The organism is Tardiphaga sp. P4_G1, assembly GCF_056401215.1.
Genome location: NZ_JBFUJU010000012.1, coordinates 116,914 through 133,800, shown reverse-complemented (window position 1 = coordinate 133,800; position 16,887 = coordinate 116,914). Strand labels below are relative to the sequence as shown.

Here is a 16,887-nt window from a genome sequence, read left to right as displayed (position 1 = left end):
CAAAATGGTCCGTCGTATTCTTCCCGTCATTGCGGGTCTCTTAATTGCAACATCGGCGCACGCGGCAGACATTTCGCTGCTCAACGTGTCGTATGACCCGACGCGCGAGCTGTATGTCGATTTCAACAAATCATTCGCTGCTGCGTATCAGAAGGAAACCGGCAAGAGCGTCGAGATCAAGCAGTCGCATGGCGGCTCGGGGGCGCAGGCGCGCTCTGTGATCGATGGTCTGCAAGCCGATGTGGTCACCCTCGCGCTCGCCTACGACATCGACGCAATCGCCAATAAGGGCCTGCTGGCGAAGGACTGGCAGAAGCGCCTGGCGCAGAATTCATCACCCTATACGTCGACCATCGTGTTCCTGGTGCGCAAGGGTAACCCCAAGGCCATCAAGGACTGGGACGATCTGATCAAGAGCGGCGTCAGCGTCATCACGCCAAATCCGAAGACTTCTGGCGGCGCGCGCTGGAACTATCTCGGCGCCTGGGGCTATGCTCTGAAGAAATATGGATCGCAGGACAAGGCAAAGGAATTCGTCGGTAACATCTTCAAGAACGTTCCGGTTCTCGATACCGGCGCGCGTGGCTCGACCATCACTTTCGTCCAGCGCGGTGTCGGCGATGTCTTGCTGGCCTGGGAAAATGAGGCGTATCTGGCAATCCAGGAATTCGGCAAGGACAAGTTCGAGATCGTCGCGCCGTCGCTTTCAATTCTCGCCGAGCCGCCGGTCGCCGTCGTTGATACCGTCACTGATAAAAAGGGTACTAAAGCCGCTGCCGAGGCCTATCTGAAATACTGGTACACCAAGGAAGGTCAGGAGATCGCCGCGCGCAATTTCTATCGTCCGCGTGATGCCGATACTGCCAAGAAGTACGAGGCTTCCTTCGCCAAGGTTGATCTGTTTACGATCGACGACGTGTTCGGAGGTTGGACCAAGGCGCAGAGCGAGCACTTTACCGACGGCGGCGTGTTCGACAAGATCTACAAGAACTGATCGTTCGCAGCGAAACATCCAGACCGGTATGCCGGTCTGGGGGCTTTTACCAAAGCAAGGGGACATTGTGAGCGCGGCACCTAAACGAAGTTCGTTGCCGGGGTTCGGCCTGAGCATGGGCCTGACCCTGACATGGCTGTCGCTTTTGATTTTGATCCCGCTGGCGGGGTTGTTCGTCAAGACAGCGGATCTCAGCCTCTCGCAATTCCTCGATACCGTCACCAGCAACCGCACATTACACGCGCTCAGGATTTCGTTCGGATTGGCCTTCGCGGCTGCGCTGGTCAATCTGGTCGCTGGCCTGATTATCGTCTGGGCCCTGGTGCGGTACCGGTTTCCCGGTCGCCGGCTGTTTGATGCCATTGTCGATATTCCGTTCGCCCTTCCCACTGCAGTGGCAGGCATCGCGCTGACGACGTTGTTCGCGCAGAACGGATGGCTCGGCGCGCCGCTGGCGTCGCTCGGCATCAAGGTGGCGTTTACGCCGCTCGGAATTTTCCTGGCGATGGTCTTCATTGGCATTCCGTTCGTGGTGCGGACGGTGCAGCCGGTGCTGATCGACCTCGATGTCGAGATCGAAGAGGCCGCGGCCTGTCTCGGTGCCTCCCGCTGGCAAACCATCACCCGCGTCATCATTCCCAGCCTCACGCCGGCCATTCTCACCGGCTTCGCGCTGGCGTTCGCCCGCGCCGTTGGCGAATATGGCTCCGTGATCTTCATCGCCGGCAACCTTCCAAATGTGTCGGAGATTGCGCCGCTCTTGATCGTCATCCGGCTGTCGGAATTCCGCTACGCCGATGCGACAGCGATCGCGGTGGTCATGCTGGTCTTCTCATTCCTGATCATCTTCGTGCTCAATCGGCTGCAGCGCTGGGCGCAGACACGCGCGCTGGCCGTGAGTTGACCTGACATGACCATTACAATTATCAATTCGCCAGTCACCGTGGAGCGCGCCCAGTCCGTGGCACGACAGGACCTGCATACCGAGCCATGGCTCGTGCGCGGCATCATTATCGGTGTCGCAGTGATGTTCCTGACAGTGTTCGTGGTCCTGCCGCTGATTTTGGTATTCTCGGAGGCATTGTCCAAGGGCGTTGGGTTCTATCTGTCGGCCTTGGCAGATTCCGAGGCGCTCTCGGCCATCTGGCTGACGCTGATCACAGCAGTGATCTCGGTCAGCCTCAATCTGGTATTCGGCGTTGCCGCCGCTTGGGCGGTGGCCAAATTCGAATTCAGGGGCAAGACCTTGCTGGTCACCCTGATCGATCTGCCGTTCTCGGTCAGCCCCGTTATCTCCGGTCTGGTATTCGTGCTGCTGTTTGGCGCGCAGGGTTTCTTTGGGCCATGGCTGATGGCGCATGGCATCAACATTCTGTTTGCCGTGCCGGCGATCGTGTTGGCGACCACCTTCGTCACCTTCCCGTTCGTCGCCCGGGAATTGATTCCGCTGATGCAGGAACAGGGGTCGCAGGAGGAAGAGGCTGCGATATCGCTCGGGGCGAGTGGCTGGCGTACCTTCGTTGTGGTGACGCTCCCCAACATCAAATGGGGCCTGCTCTACGGCGTATTGTTGTGCAATGCGCGGGCGATGGGTGAGTTTGGCGCGGTTTCGGTGGTGTCGGGCCACATTCGCGGCGAGACCAACACCATGCCGCTGCTGGTGGAAATCCTGTATAATGAATATCAACTGGTGGCGTCGTTCGCGATCGCGTCATTGCTGGCTCTGCTGGCGCTCTTGACGCTGATCGCAAAGACCATCCTCGAAGGCCAGATTGAAGAAGGACAGCTGCCCCGTGACGATTGAAGTTCGGAATATCGTAAAGCAGTACGGTGCCTTCAAGGCGCTGGATAATGTCGACCTCAGGGTTGCTGATGGCGAGCTGCTCGCGCTGCTCGGACCGTCCGGTTCCGGCAAGACGTCGTTACTGCGAATTATCGCAGGGCTCGATTGGCCGGATTCCGGAGAAGTCTCATTCGATGGTGAAAACGCGCTGGCCCGCGGCGCTGGCGAGCGCCACGTCGGTTTCGTGTTTCAGCACTATGCGCTGTTCCGCCATATGAGCGTGTTCGAGAATGTGGCCTTCGGCCTGCGCGTGCAGCCGCGCGCCGTGCGCAAGAGCGAAGCGCAGATCCGCGCGCGGGTGAAGGAGCTTCTCGATCTCGTGCAGCTCGACTGGCTCGCCAATCGCTATCCCAGCCAGCTCTCGGGCGGCCAGCGGCAGCGTATTGCGCTGGCGCGTGCGCTCGCCATCGAGCCGCGCATTCTGCTGCTCGACGAGCCGTTCGGTGCGCTCGATGCCAAGGTCCGCAAGGAGTTGCGGCAGTGGCTGCGCACGTTGCACGAGGAAATCCACGTCACCTCGATCTTCGTCACGCATGACCAGGAGGAGGCGCTCGAAGTCGCCAATCGCGTCGTGGTGATGGACAAGGGCAAGATCGAACAGATCGGCACGCCTGGCGACGTTTACGATAACCCGGCGACGGCTTTCGTGCACTCATTCATAGGTGAATCGATCGTGCTCCCGGTCGATGTAAGCGACGGCCAGGTGAAGCTCGGCCATCGCCCGCTCAACATCGATGCGGGCAGCGCAAGCGGACCGTCGAAATTGTTTGTTCGTCGTCACGACATGCAGATCGGTCCGCTCGGTGAGGGAGCCCTCGAAGGCACCGTGCGCCGCGTCCGCACCTTCGGCCCGATCCAGCGCGCCGACATCGCGTTGTCTGGCGATGATACGCTGGTGGAGATCGATGCCCCGCGCGACCGTCCGCTCACCACGGGCGATGCGATCAGCCTGCAGCCGCGGCGCTACCGGATCTTTGCCGGGCAGGAGTGACTGGCGCTTTCTAAAAATCCCCTGCGTTCACCTTTCAGCCACGGTTGGTGTGCAACAACGGCCCCTTGATTTGGGGGATTGCCGATGAAGCGGGTGGCTCTGGCCAGTCTGGGATTTCTGTTGCTGGCAGGGTGCGCGGGGACCGTCGATACCGTGCCGGACCAGCCCACCATGTATCTCAGCATGGCCAATGGTGGCGCCAAGCTCGATCCTGTGGCTGCGGCCTCGATGATCTCGCTGTACCGGCAGAACAATGGCCTCGGCCCGGTTGTGGTCGATCCCGCATTAATGGCGTTGGCTGAAGACCAGTCCACCGCCATGGCCAAACGAAACAAGCTCGATCACGATGTGAAGGCACCGCTGGCCAAGCGTCTGAATGCCGGCGGTTATCCGGCGAGCTTGGCCGTCGAGAACGTCTCGGCGGGCTACCATACGATGGCGGAAGCCTTCTCGGGCTGGCGGGACTCGCCACCGCATCGGGCTAATATGCTGAAGTCCGGTGTCACAAAACTGGGCATTGCGGCGATCTATGCTCCCAACACCAAATACAAGGTGTTCTGGACCATGATCCTGGCGTCGACGGATTCCAAATAAGCCTTCCCAGATAGCCGAAGCGTGATGGTGCTCTGCACCATCCCTGATTGACGTCGCCGCAAGGGGGCGCCACGGTATGGTTCCCGTCGCCGACAGGATCGAGTGGTCTCATGGATATGTCCGATCAGCCTCAATCCAGCGCTGCCAGCAAACCCGCCGAAGCCAAGCGCGTCCTGGTGCTGCAAGGGGGCGGCGCGCTTGGCTCCTATCAGGCCGGCGCCTATGAGGCGCTGTGTCATCATGATTTCGAGCCGGAATGGGTGGCTGGCATCTCCATTGGTGCCATCAACGCGGCGATCATCGCGGGCAACGAGCGCGACAAGCGGATCGGCAAGCTCAAGGAATTCTGGGAGATGGCGGCATCGCCGGTCCCCTGGAGCCCGATGCTGACGGATGATCGCGCGCGCTCTTATTTCTACGAGGCAGGCGCCGCTGTCATTGCTACATTCGGTGTGCCAGGCTTTTTCGTGCCGCGGATTCCGCCAGCACCACTGTGGCCGCTCGGCAGTCCGCAGTCGCAGAGCTTTTACGACACCGCGCCGCTGAAGGCGACGCTGGAACGGCTGGTCGACTTTGATCGTCTCAACGATTGCAAGACCCGGCTAAGCGTTGGCGCCGTGAGCGTGACCACCGGCAACTTCACTTATTTCGACAACACGCTCTTCAAGAAAGATCGCAAAAGGATCGAGCCCGAGCACATCATGGCCTCCGGTGCGTTGCCGCCGGGGTTTCCCTCGATCGTCATCGATGGCGAGCATTTCTGGGATGGCGGCATCGCCTCAAACACACCGCTGGATTTCGTACTGGATGACGTCACCAGCGATCTGCTGATCTTTCAGGTCGATCTGTTCAGCGCGCGCGGGCCATTGCCGCAGTCGATCCTGGAAGCGCAGGAACGCGAAAAGGACATTCGCTATTCCAGCCGCACCCGCATGAATACCGACAAGAACAAGAAGATCCACAACATCCGCAAGGCGCTGCGTGATCTGATTGGTAAATTGCCGGCAGAACTGAAGCAGGATCCCGGAGTGGCGCTGTTGTCGGAAGCCGCGAAGGAAAATACCGTCACGGTGGTGCATCTGATCTATACGAGCAAGAATTACGAGTCGTCGTCGAAGGACTACAATTTCTCGCGCATTGGCATGGTCGAACACTGGGGCGCCGGCGAGCGCGATGTGTTCCTCTCGATGCGCCACAAGGATTGGTTCGAGCGGCCGCAATCCGATGAATCGATGGTGACCCATGCGCTCACCGCAGACGATTACAATGACCTCCCGCAGCATTTGACGTCCAACAGGAGCAAGTAATGGCTAATCTCACAGGCAAGACCGCCGTCGTCACCGGTTCGACCAGCGGCATCGGCCTCGCTTATGCGCGCGCTTTCGCAAGCGCTGGCGCCAATATCGTCATCAACGGCATGGGCGCGCCTGCTGACATCGAGAAGGAACGCGCGGCTATCGAGAGCGATTTCAAGGTCAAGGCGATCCATTCGCCAGCGGACATGACCAAGCCGGCCGAAATTGCCGAAATGATCGCGCTCGGCGAGAAGACCTATGGATCGGTAGATATTCTCGTCAACAATGCGGGTATCCAGTTTGTGTCTCCGATCGAGGAATTCCCGATCGAGAAGTGGGATGCGATCATCGCCATCAATCTCTCCTCCGCCTTCCACGGCATCCGCGCCGCCGTGCCCGGCATGAAGAAGCGCGGCTGGGGCCGCATCATCAACACCGCCTCGGCGCATTCGCTGGTCGCCTCGCCATTCAAGTCGGCTTATGTCTCTGCCAAGCACGGCATCGCCGGTCTGACCAAGACCGTGGCGCTGGAAGTGGCGACCCACAAGATCACCTGCAACTGTATCTCGCCCGGCTATGTCTGGACGCCGCTGGTGGAGAAACAGATCCCCGACACCATGAAGGCGCGCGGACTGACCAAAGAGCAGGTCATCAACGACGTCCTGCTCGAAGCCCAGCCGACCAAGGAATTCGTAACCTCCGAACAGGTTGCGGCATTGGCACTGTTCCTGTGCGGCGACGATGCGGCGCAGATCACCGGCACCAATCTGTCGATCGATGGCGGTTGGACGGCGGAATAAGTTTGCTTCCTGACCTCCTCCTGCCTTGCAGGGGGAGGTTGTTAGGCGCCTTGCTTTCCGAAGGCGAGCACGTGCAGTCCAAGCCGCTGTCGCACGATCCAGAACAGCAGGATCGACTCGAATGTCAGCGCGATCGACGTTGCCGCCGCCGCGCCATGACCGCCAAATTTCGGCACCAGCACGAGACACAGCACCAAGTTCATCACGAAAGCCGACGCGTAGGCCACGGCGCAAATGTGCTGGTGGCCGAGCATGTTGAGCAGCCGCTCGACGGGACCGATTGCGGCGCGCACCACGAGGCCGATGGCTGCGATGAACATGATGTCGTAACCGCTGGTGAATTGCGGACCGAACAGCCATAGCAGCGGCTTGCCCAGAGCGAGCAGGATCAGCGTAGCTGCGAGCGAGGGCCAGAATGTCCATTTGATCGCGTGGGTGACGTAAGCGGCAAGACGATCCTTGTCGCCGGCCGCGTGATATTCGGTAAAGCGATGCGCCGTTGTCGCCGACATCGCGTAATGAATGAACGACACCAGCGCTAGGGTCTTCACCACAGCGAAGTACACGCCGACTTCGTCAGATGAGACGAACTGCTGCAGCACCAGCACGTCGGTGTAGGACAGCAGCAAATAGAAGCTCTCAACCAGCAGGATCGGCAACGACACTGCGAGCCAGCCGCGATAGTCATAGGCTTTCGCGCCGGGTTCGATATGCGCCGCGAGCCGGCGATTGAGTACGATCATCTGGCCGATCATCGCGACCCAGACGGCAGCGACGCTGGCTAGCATCGCGATAGTCGCACCAAGCTTAAAGCCCAGTGCGAAGGCGCCGGCGGTGAAGCCGATGATGAGCGCCTGGCGGATGATGAATTGCGGCATCAGGCCGAGGCGCATCCAGTCATGGGAGCGCGCGATACCATCCTGCGTGTTGGCAACGACGAAGGCCGGCAGGGTCAGGCAGCCGAGATAGAGCGGCACCACCGTGTTGGCGTCGATCCACGGCGAGATGAGTTTGACGAGGCCAGCGAGCAGCAGCGAGACCATCACCGAGACGATACCGGTCATCCAGCGGCTGCCGGAGAGGAAGCCGCGCAGCCGCGCGTGGTCGCCGCTGGCGCGATACTCCGGGATGATCTTCTGGGCTGAAGCGGCGATGCCGAAATCCATCATCGAGCCGAGCAGCAGTACCCATGTCCAGACATAGACATAGATGCCGTAATCCGACGTGCCCATCCAGCGCGCCAGCAGGATCTGGGAGAAGTAAGCGAGGCCGGCCGAGATCACGCGGATGAGGAAGATGGTGCCGGCGAGGCGGCGCGTCAGCGAGGCTTCGCCTGAGCCGGTGAACAGCGCGCGCAGCCTGGCCTTGAGGCCGGTGGGCGCGGTTGCGGGTGCGGAGTTTGCGTCCATCACGGCCACGACAAGGTCCTCAGCCGCAGGCGTGCGGCAGCGGTTTGGCGTAGCAAGCAGTCGTTAACATCCGGTTGGGCGGAGATATACAGGTTGCGCGCAACAGGTCACGCGCCAGCGGTATCAGGGCAGGTTGACGTTGAATTCATAGGCGCGGTCGCTGCCGACCAGCGTCAGTTTCAGGGCCGCGCCATCGGTCGCGGCGCCGGGCGGCACGCCGTCGAGTTCGAAGCTGAAGCGCTTCACGCCCGGCGGGCTCTTGGCCTCGAGTTTGGGGATTGGCAGCGCCCATTCCGGCGTCGGGCCCTCGACGAACAGGTTGGGTTCGCTGCCTTCGGGCGCCACGACGTCAACGAACACATTCTTGCCCTCGCGCTTGAGGTCGCGCACCGTCAGCGGACTGGTGTCGCCCATGGTTGCCGGCTTAGGCACGGTATCGAGCGCCGCGGTCAGCGCGCCGTCTTCAGTGCTGGCCACGCTGGTAAAAGCGAGTTCGGCATTGGCGTCGACCGGAATGCATAGCTTGTCGCAGACCGCGTAATTGATTGCCGCACGGAGAATCACCGGCTTGCCGGGGTCTTTGGCGATCACCCGCATCGGTAGCACCACCTGTTTCACATAGCCCAGCGACAGGCCACCAGCTCCATCCTCGAATTTTTTCGGCGCCGGCCACAGGATGGTGACGGTATCCAGGTTCTCCGATTTGGAAAAATCGAAGCGGGGCGGTACCCCGGAATCACCGGGATTCCGCCAATAGGTGTGCCAGCCGGGCTGCAGCTGGATCGCGATGCCTCCCAGCATTACCGGCCCGCTACGCGAGCCTGCCACAAGCCTGATCTGCGAATGACTGTCTATCTGCCAAGGTGAGGTGTCCTCCGCCTGCGCGCTGCAGGTGAGGAGCAAGCCCGCGGCGCAGACAGCGACAATGTGGTGCGGAACAGATGCGGTCATCGGGCGTCCTTACAGGGTAGGCCTGTCATAAAGCCAAACCTGTCTTAAGCTATTGAACTGCTTGTGATCCGGTTTTCGTATGTGTTGCGGAAGGCTGATTGACAGAACCCAGACCCAATATCAGGATAGGCAATGAAATGAGAGCGGTTTGCTGATGGAACCCACTCGCAAGCGCCCCCGGAAAAGCCGCGTGAAATCCAGCGCTGGCGACACTGGCAACTACCTCGACGGGCAGTTGCTGATCGCCATGCCTGTAATGGAAGACGAGCGCTTCGCCCGTTCGGTGATTTACGTCTGCGCGCATTCGTCGGAAGGTGCCATGGGCATCATCGTCAATCGGCCTGCGGGGAGCATCGATTTTCCCGAATTGCTGGTTCAACTGGACATCATTGAAAAGTCCGACAGCATCAAGCTCCCGGAAAGCGCCGAAAGCATGAAAGTGCTGAAGGGCGGTCCGGTAGAGACCGGCCGAGGTTTCGTGCTGCATTCCAGCGATTTCTTCATCAAGGACGCGACATTGCCGATCGACGATGGCGTCTGCCTCACCGCGACCGTGGATATCCTGCGCGCCATAGCCAATGGCGGTGGACCCAAGCACGCGATTCTCGCGCTGGGCTATGCCGGCTGGGCGCCGGGCCAGCTGGAAGACGAAATCCAGGGCAATGGCTGGCTGCATTGCGCAGCTGATGAGGATCTCATCTTCGGCGGTGATGTTGAGGAGAAGTATCTTCGCGCGCTGCAGAAGATCGGGATCGCCCCGGGGATGTTGTCGGCCGAGGCCGGCCACGCCTGACGTCAGGAGCCGGTGGAGCGCAACGGACACGCCACGTTGGTGGAGCCCAGTTGGGCACCTTCGATCTCCACACAGGGCTGCGACGCATCGATCATCAAGTCATAGGCAGCCAGTGCTTCTGCACGGAACGGCCGACCTTTGATGTGCATCTCCCACACGCCGCCGGGCAACGGCTCCTTCAAACCCGCTCGGATACGATTATCGTATTTGCCGGCAGGCAGGATCGGCAAAGCGAGATCGGCAATCGTGTAGAAGCGGGATCCTGCAGGCAGGAGTGGTGCGACGAAAGCCAGCGGCTTGTCGAGCAACAGATAGGTCGCGGGCTGCGAAAGCCGCGATGAAATCATTGGCGCGTATGGATTTGACCATGGTCGTCGCCACCAGTCGGTTGGCTGCGACCATGCAGCGGTGATCGCTGCAATGATGAAGATCGAGTGGATTGCGTGTTGGCCAACAGGATGCGTGGGGGTGGTCGAGCGAAATGCCGTGACGATGCGTACCAGCAACAACACGATCAGTGGGCCGGTCAGCAATTCCAGTGCGACGGCATAGCGCTGGATCGAGAACAAAATCAGCCAGACCGCATAAGACGTGACAAAGAAGATCAGGAACTGCAAGTCGCGCCGCGAAAAAATAGCGCGTGCATGCTTCATTTGAGCAATGAAGGCGATCGGAAGCAGCACACATAGCATCGCAAAGCGTGCGTCGCGAAACGGCAGCTCCGAGCTGCGGAAATTTCCGACGAGCCAATGAAACGGATAGGCCAGGCCATCCAGAATTCCCTTCGGAATGAACTGGCGATCGAGCAGCGTAATCTCTCGCATCTCCGGCGAGGGAAACAGACTATTCAACAGCGGAAAGAACGGATTGCCGAATTCACGCCACAGCATCAGGCTCCAGACGCCGCCCGTCATGATCGTGCCGATCGCGCCGCCGATGGCGAGGCAGGTCACGGCCACCAGAGGGCGTGTCGCGCCAAGTGCGGCGCCCGCCAGGCCAATTGCGAAGACGATGTTGGTTAGTTTGAAGCCGAGCGCGAGGCCGACCAAAATTCCTGCGACGATGTAACGTATTGGTCGCGGCTCATCGGCCGCCAGCATCAGCGCCAGCCCGGCGATAATCGGGATCGCAGTGAGAATGTCGGAAAAACTGGTGCCGACTTCCGACAGCGTCATCGGCCCCAGCGCAGCCAACAGCAACGCAGCAACAATCGTCATCGCGTTGGCTGCGTGCCCGAGCACGATCCGTGACAGCCAATAGACCAGCGCGAGGTTGAGCCCATGCACCGCGCCCATGGTTATCCCGGCAATAGCCGGCGGCAGGGCGTGACGGAGATAGTACCAGGGGAAGTAGATGATCGGGTTGAAGTGGGTCTGGAAGCCCGGTGGGATTACATCGTGATCGTAACGGCCATTGAGCAATGCCCAGACGTTGTATTCGTGATAATTCTGCCAATCCCAATTGGCATCCTCGCCAGCCCATCCGGCATAGACCGCGCCGATCGCCATCGCGCCCGCCACAACCAAAAACGGCCGAAGCCGGTCAAGGGGACGTGGGGCCGCAGCCGCGGCGTCCGCCAGATATGGCAGTTCATGGGTGAAAATTGACGTCACGATGAGCGATGCAACCACAGATGAATATGGTGTTTGTCTACCGAGTGAATCTTGCCGAATTGCTAAATGCGACGCGCACAATCTTTCCTTGCAGAGAGCAAGAGGTCGCAGGTGCGCAGGTATGGTTTACGAGTGGTATCCGGCTCGCGTCAGCTCGCCGCTTCCAATCGCTCTTCCGTCAGCATGCGCATCGCCGCATCCGCATCCATCGGCTCGCCGAAAGCGAAGCCTTGGGCGTATTCGCAGCCGAGCTGATACATCTCCACCGCATCCGAATCTGTCTCGACGCCTTCGGCGACGACGTCCATGCCGAGATCGTGGGCCATCGCGATGATGGATTTGAGGATCACCGGGCGGGTGCCGCGCGAGGTGGTGCGAACGAAGGACTGGTCGATCTTCAGCGTGTCGAACGGGAAGCGCTGCAGATAGGATAGCGACGAGTGGCCAGTGCCGAAATCGTCGAGCGAAAGACCCGTACCGAGTTCGCGGATCCGGTGCAGCATCTGCGCTGCATGTTCCGGATTTTCCATCACCAGCGATTCCGTGAGTTCGAGCTTCAGCGTGCCGCGCGCGACGGACGAGCGTGACAGCACCGTGCGGATGTCATGCAGGAGATCGTGGCGCAGTAGCTGCCGTGAGGACACGTTGACGCTGGCAAAGATCGGTTCGCGCGAGCGCATCGCGCGCTGCCAGATTGCGAGCTGGCGTGCAGTCTGATCCATCACGAACATGCCGAGATCGATGATCAGGCCGATCTCCTCGGCGATCGCGATGAATTCCGACGGCGACATCCGGCCGAGCTTCGGATGATCCCAACGTGCCAGCGCTTCGAACCCGGCGATGGAGCGATCTTCGAGCCGCACGATGGGCTGATACAGGATGGTGATTTCCTGGCGCTCGATGGCGCGGCGCAGTTCGGATTCGAGCGTCAGGCGATCCGTTTTGCGGGCGCGCATTGCCGGTTTGTAGACGTCGATACGGTCGCCACCGATCCGCTTCGAATGATACATCGCAAGCTCGGCATCCTTGATGAGCTCGTCGGTCAGGGGCACCGCGGGATCAGAGAGCGCGAGGCCGATCGAGGCCGTGAGGAAGATCTCGCGATCGTTGAAGGCAATCGGCGCGCGGATGGTCTTGCGGATGGTTTCGGCGAAGGCGGTGATCTTGGCTGCGTCTTGTTCGGACATCAGGATTAGGCCGAACTGATCGCCGGCGAGGCGGGCCAGCGTGTCCTGCGGCTTGAGGATACGGGTGAGGCGGCGGGCCAGCGTCAGCAGGATTGAATCGCCGACGGCGATGCCGACGGAATCGTTGACCTGTTTGAAGCGATCGAGGTCGATCACCATGATGGTCGGCCGCATGGTCGGCACCGTCTTGGAGAAATTCGCGACGGCGTTGAGGCGGTCAATGAACAGCTTGCGGTTTGGCAGGCCGGTCAGGTTATCATGCACCGAGTCGTGCAGCATGCGCTCTTCGGCATTCTTCATCTCGGTGACGTCGGTGAGGGTGCCGACCACGCGTGACACTTCGCCGTCGGAGCCAACCACCGGACGCGCCTTCAGCGCGAACCACATGAAGTGACCGTCGGGGGTGCGCAGGCGGAAGTCCTGCACGAGGCGGCCGCGACGCTGGTCGAGCACGCTGTCCAGCGCCGCCCGGAAGCGATCCTGATCGAGCGGGTGGAGCACTTCGAGCCAGCTTGCGGCAGGGCCTTCCAGCGTGCCGCGCTTGAGGCCAAGCAGCGCTTCGGTCTCGGGCGAGGTGAACACTTTGTCGGCGGAGACGTCCCAGTCCCAGATCAGGTCGCCGGAGCCGGTCAGCGCCAGCGCGCGGCGCTCCACGTCCGACACGATGCCGTTGGTGGCGCCGCCGCCTGCGAAAGCATGCTGCATCACCGTGAAACCGATCAGCATCACGATCAGTACGAGGCCGCCGAGCAGCGCCGGGCCGACGATGTCATTGGTGACGCTGCCGGCGACGGTCATGCCCGCGGCAACAACCCACACCACGAGCAGGAACCAGGTCGGGATCAGCAACACCGCGCGGTCGAAGCCATGGGTGGAGAGATAGACGATCAATGCGAAGCCGGCGAAGGCGATGAGCACCAGCGAGATGCGCGCGATGCCCGAGGCGACGGCAGGATCGAACAGCGCCAGACCTACGAGAGAGCCAAGGAAAGCCAGCCAGCCTAGCGTGATGTGCGAGTAGCGGACATGCCATCGACTGAGATTGAGATAAGCAAACAGGAACACCAGCAGCGTCGCCGCCAGTATCGCTTCCCCCGAGGCGCGCCAGACGCGCTCGGCGCCTTGGGACATGTCGAGCACCTTGCCCCAGAATCCGAAGTCGACACCGATATAGACCAGCACGGCCCAGGCCAGCGCCGCGGCGGCCGGGAACATGATGCTGCCCTTCACGACGAACAGGATCGTCAGCACCAGCGCCAGTAGGCCGGAGATGCCGATGACGATGCCTTGGTACAGTGTGAAGGAGTTGACCTTGTCCTTGTAGGCTTCCGGCTCCCACAGATAGAGCTGCGGCAGCTTGTTGGTGCGCAGTTCGGCGACGAAGGTGATGACAGCGCCGGGATCGAGGGTGACGCGGAAGATATCTGCGGTGGCACTATCCTGACGTTCCGGGCGATCCCCGGTCGACGGGGTGATGGTCGCAATGCGCGAGAGGCCAAGATCGGGCCACAAGAGGCCGGACGACACGATGCGATAATGCGGCGCGACGATCAAACGATCGAGCTGATCGTCGGTGTTGTTGGCGAGCGCGAACACCACCCAGTTCTGACCGGCTTCGCGGCCACGCACCTCGATGCGGCGAACGATGCCGTCGGTGCCCGGTGCGGTGGAGACCTGGATGCGGTCGGTGTCGCTATGCTGATATTCGAGGATGCCGGTGAGATCGATCGCAGGCGCGTCACCGCGGACGCTGACAGCGTCAACAGCCTGTGCCGGTGCTGCGGCAACAACAATCATCAGGCCGAGCGCGAGCGGCGCGAGCCACCTGATCAAACGCAATGTCATTCTCCGCGATCAACACAACATCGACCCTGCGTCACGCAGAAGCAGGGCCATTTCCCGACGCGCGATAAATGACATGAAAGCGAGATAAATCAAAGGGTTTCCGGCTGTTCTCCAGCCCTAAACGACCAACACAATTTTGCCAATATGTGCGCTGGTTTCCATGCGTTTGTGCGCGTCCGCAGCCTTTTCCAGCGGGAAAGTGCTGTCCATCAGGGGCTTAACCTTGCCAGACTTGAGCAGCGGCAGGACATTGGCCTCGATTGCCCTGACCATGGCGGCCTTGTCGGCATTGGTGCGGGGGCGCAGAGTCGAGCCGGTATAGTGCAGCCGCTTCACCATGATCTTGGCGGCGTTGATGGTGGCTTTCGGGCCGTTCAGCACCGCAATCTGCACGATGCGGCCATCGACGGCGGCGGCATCGAAGTTTTTCTCCACATAGTCCGCGCCCACCATATCGAGGATCAGCTCGACGCCGGTCTTGGTGATTTCCTTGACGCGTTCGACGAAGTCCTGGGTCTTGTAGTTGATGGCGTGATCGGCGCCGAGCTTGAGGCAGGCATCGACCTTGTCTTGGGAGCCGACGGTGACGATCACCTTGGAACCTAGCGCCTTGGCGAGCTGGATCGCCATGGTGCCGATGCCGGAAGAGCCGCCATGGATCAGCACGGTCTCGCCGGGCTGCAATCCGCCACGCTCAAACACGTTATGCCAGACGGTCATCAGGGTTTCAGCGGTGGCGCCGGCCTCGGTCATCGAGAAGCCTTCGGGGACCGTCATCGCCTGCGCATCCTGCGCGATGCAATATTGCGCGTAGCCGCCGCCGGCGACCAGCGACATCACCTTGTCACCGAGCTTGTGTTTGGTGGCGCCTTCACCGAGGGCGACGACTTCACCGGAGATTTCGAGGCCCGGCAGATCGCTGGCGCCAGGCGGCGGCGGATAGGCGCCGGAGCGTTGCGCGACGTCCGGACGGTTCACACCGGCGGCAGCGATCTTGACCAGGATTTCGCCGGGACCGGGCTTCGGAACGGGGCGCGTCTCGGGAATCAGCACCTCGGGGCCACCCGGTTTGCTGATACCAACGACGGTCATTTGCGTGGGCAGCTTTTCCATGATTTGTCCTTGCGGCGTACGGGATGTCGGTTGGCCATCTGATTAAACAGCCGGATCAATGCTGGCAACATCCGGTGCATATTCGAATTTGAGACGGGGAGGGCCCCAAATGGCGATCGACGACGACGACAAACCGAAGAAGAAGGTCAGCCATGAGGTCGGGCAGGACCTCTCGCTGCTATCGGTCGAGGAACTCGCCGAGCGGATCGCGCTGCTCAATGGCGAGATCGCGCGGCTGCAATCGAGCATGACCTTGAAGCGCGCGACGCGCGATGCGGCGGATCGCTTTTTCAAATCGTGACGGGCTATTGAATGGCGCTCTCCCGGCTCTCTGCCGTCATTGCGAGGTGAAGGAAAGCTGTCCTGCAGTTTTCCTCTTAGCGAAGCAACGCGGCAATCCAGAAGCCATACGCGAAGAAAACTGGATTGCTTCGCTCTGCTCGCAATGACGGACGAGAGGCCTGTGCAATACCGCCGACGCTTCCTCAATCGCGATCCCGACATTGTCTCATTCCGATACAGTTTGCGAGGCGGCGCATGGCAAACGGATCGTGAAGAAAGCCCGCGTATTTACGCGCAATTAAGCTTTCTCGCATATTACTTAAATTGTCCTTGTTTGGACACCGAGTGGCTCCTGTCCACTCTGTTTGACGCCTCCCTGTTATCAACTTTAAAGCCGCCGGAAACGGCGGCTCTTTTTTTGGTACTCATGTCTTCTTTTGGGGCGTCCGCGATCGTTAAATCGCGTTGGAAACCATAAATACTTCTTTAATTTTACGCCGCTGGACTCTCACGCACGCACGCGTAATGATTTGTTCATCATAAGCCCGCCGTTCAGAGCTGGCTGCGAAACCATTTGCGTGAGGCGTTAACTATGTCGGATCGTTTGCACAGCGAACCCGCTCTCGTTCAGTTTAGCGAGCGGCTGACCAATTCTGCTGCCTTCGGCGCCTTGTTTCGCGAGGGGATGGATCTGGTCGAAGAGACCGCGGCCTATCTCGACGGCGTCGGCCGTAGCGAGGCCAAGGCACTGGATCGCTCCGTCAGCCTGACTTACGCCACCGAAAGCATGCGCCTCACCACCCGCCTCATGCAGCTGGCCTCATGGCTGCTGCTGCACCGTGCGGTGAAGGAAGGCGAGATGACGTTGACCCAGGCCAATCGTGAAAAGACCAAGGTCAAGCTCAGCGCCGCCGATCCGAGTCCGGAAGAAATGCTGCTCAAGCTGCCCGAGCAGCTGCAGATCCTGATCACGCGTTCGATGGTGCTGCAGACCAAGGTTCGTCGCCTCGACGTCTCGATCCACGCCGCAACCACCACGCATGCCCCGATCGGCAATCCGCTGGTGCCGCAGCTCAATCGCCTGAAGGCCGCATTCGAGCGCTGATCGCGCGTCCCTCGCATTCCCTGAACGCTGTTCCTCGCTCGCGGCTCATGCGCTAAACATGAGCCGGTTGAA

At 60.6% G+C, this 16,887-nt stretch carries 15 protein-coding genes; 10 read left to right on the top strand and 5 right to left on the bottom strand.

The annotated features are described in order from the left end of the window. Positions 1–4 precede the first annotated feature (4 nt). From AC1DUY_RS26120 to AC1DUY_RS26090, 7 genes are all read left to right on the top strand, one after another. A complete protein-coding gene (locus tag AC1DUY_RS26120) occupies positions 5–994 on the top strand; it encodes a sulfate ABC transporter substrate-binding protein (protein WP_093757326.1) in 990 nt (329 codons plus the stop codon). A gap of 28 nt (positions 995–1,022) precedes the next feature. After that, entirely contained in the window at positions 1,023–1,898 is an 876-nt protein-coding gene (cysT, locus tag AC1DUY_RS26115; RefSeq protein WP_441230397.1) for a sulfate ABC transporter permease subunit CysT, read from the top strand. Positions 1,899–1,904: 6 nt separating this feature from the next. Continuing rightward, complete coding sequence (cysW, locus tag AC1DUY_RS26110; RefSeq protein ID WP_093756815.1) at positions 1,905–2,798, top strand: sulfate ABC transporter permease subunit CysW; 894 nt, start codon at positions 1,905–1,907, stop codon at positions 2,796–2,798. Further along, a complete protein-coding gene (locus AC1DUY_RS26105) occupies positions 2,788–3,828 on the top strand; it encodes a sulfate/molybdate ABC transporter ATP-binding protein (RefSeq protein WP_089265416.1) in 1,041 nt (346 codons plus the stop codon). Before cysW ends, AC1DUY_RS26105 begins: the two co-directional genes overlap by 11 nt. Positions 3,829–3,912: 84 nt before the next feature. Beyond that, positions 3,913–4,422, top strand: coding sequence for a CAP domain-containing protein (locus tag AC1DUY_RS26100; RefSeq protein WP_093756814.1), 510 nt, complete (start codon positions 3,913–3,915; stop codon positions 4,420–4,422). Between the two features lie 110 nt (positions 4,423–4,532). Next, positions 4,533–5,729, top strand: coding sequence for a DUF3734 domain-containing protein (locus tag AC1DUY_RS26095; RefSeq protein ID WP_478118112.1), 1,197 nt, complete (start codon positions 4,533–4,535; stop codon positions 5,727–5,729). Continuing rightward, positions 5,729–6,517 carry a 3-hydroxybutyrate dehydrogenase gene (locus AC1DUY_RS26090; protein WP_089265413.1) on the top strand — a complete coding sequence of 263 codons (789 nt, stop codon included), beginning with the start codon at positions 5,729–5,731 and terminating at the stop codon, positions 6,515–6,517. The genes AC1DUY_RS26095 and AC1DUY_RS26090 overlap by 1 nt, the downstream gene beginning before the upstream one ends. 41 nt (positions 6,518–6,558) lie before the next feature. Here the strand turns inward: AC1DUY_RS26090 and AC1DUY_RS26085 are convergent, their stop codons facing one another. Together AC1DUY_RS26085 and AC1DUY_RS26080 are read right to left on the bottom strand one after the other, a co-directional pair. Further along, on the bottom strand, positions 6,559–7,935 hold the full coding sequence (locus AC1DUY_RS26085; RefSeq protein ID WP_478118110.1) for a flippase: 1,377 nt from the start codon (positions 7,933–7,935) through the stop codon (positions 6,559–6,561). A gap of 114 nt (positions 7,936–8,049) precedes the next feature. Continuing rightward, positions 8,050–8,877: a protein-disulfide reductase DsbD domain-containing protein gene (locus tag AC1DUY_RS26080; protein ID WP_478118109.1), complete on the bottom strand. Its 828-nt coding sequence runs from the start codon at positions 8,875–8,877 to the stop codon at positions 8,050–8,052. A 154-nt stretch (positions 8,878–9,031) separates the two neighbouring features. Between AC1DUY_RS26080 and AC1DUY_RS26075 the strand changes: the two genes are divergently transcribed. After that, a complete protein-coding gene (locus AC1DUY_RS26075) occupies positions 9,032–9,670 on the top strand; it encodes a YqgE/AlgH family protein (RefSeq protein ID WP_309948454.1) in 639 nt (212 codons plus the stop codon). Between the two features lie 2 nt (positions 9,671–9,672). Here AC1DUY_RS26075 and AC1DUY_RS26070 read toward each other — a convergent pair whose 3' ends face one another. The 3 genes from AC1DUY_RS26070 to AC1DUY_RS26060 all read right to left on the bottom strand — a co-directional run bounded on the left by AC1DUY_RS26070 (position 9,673) and on the right by AC1DUY_RS26060 (position 15,428). After that, entirely contained in the window at positions 9,673–11,283 is a 1,611-nt protein-coding gene (locus AC1DUY_RS26070) for a glycosyltransferase 87 family protein (protein WP_478118108.1), read from the bottom strand. Positions 11,284–11,432: 149 nt separating this feature from the next. After that, the gene (locus tag AC1DUY_RS26065) at positions 11,433–14,309 is read right to left on the bottom strand and encodes an EAL domain-containing protein (RefSeq protein ID WP_170849563.1); all 2,877 of its coding nucleotides are present in this window, start codon (positions 14,307–14,309) and stop codon (positions 11,433–11,435) included. Between the two features lie 123 nt (positions 14,310–14,432). Next, positions 14,433–15,428, bottom strand: coding sequence for an NAD(P)H-quinone oxidoreductase (locus AC1DUY_RS26060; protein ID WP_478118106.1), 996 nt, complete (start codon positions 15,426–15,428; stop codon positions 14,433–14,435). 109 nt (positions 15,429–15,537) lie between these two features. On the opposite strand from AC1DUY_RS26060, the gene AC1DUY_RS26055 reads away from it, so the two are divergent. Further along, positions 15,538–15,729 carry a DUF1192 domain-containing protein gene (locus AC1DUY_RS26055; RefSeq protein WP_089265408.1) on the top strand — a complete coding sequence of 64 codons (192 nt, stop codon included), beginning with the start codon at positions 15,538–15,540 and terminating at the stop codon, positions 15,727–15,729. Between the two features lie 573 nt (positions 15,730–16,302). Then, positions 16,303–16,815, top strand: coding sequence for a protease adaptor protein RcdA (rcdA, locus tag AC1DUY_RS26050; RefSeq protein WP_478118103.1), 513 nt, complete (start codon positions 16,303–16,305; stop codon positions 16,813–16,815). The last annotated feature ends 72 nt before the right edge of the window (positions 16,816–16,887 follow it).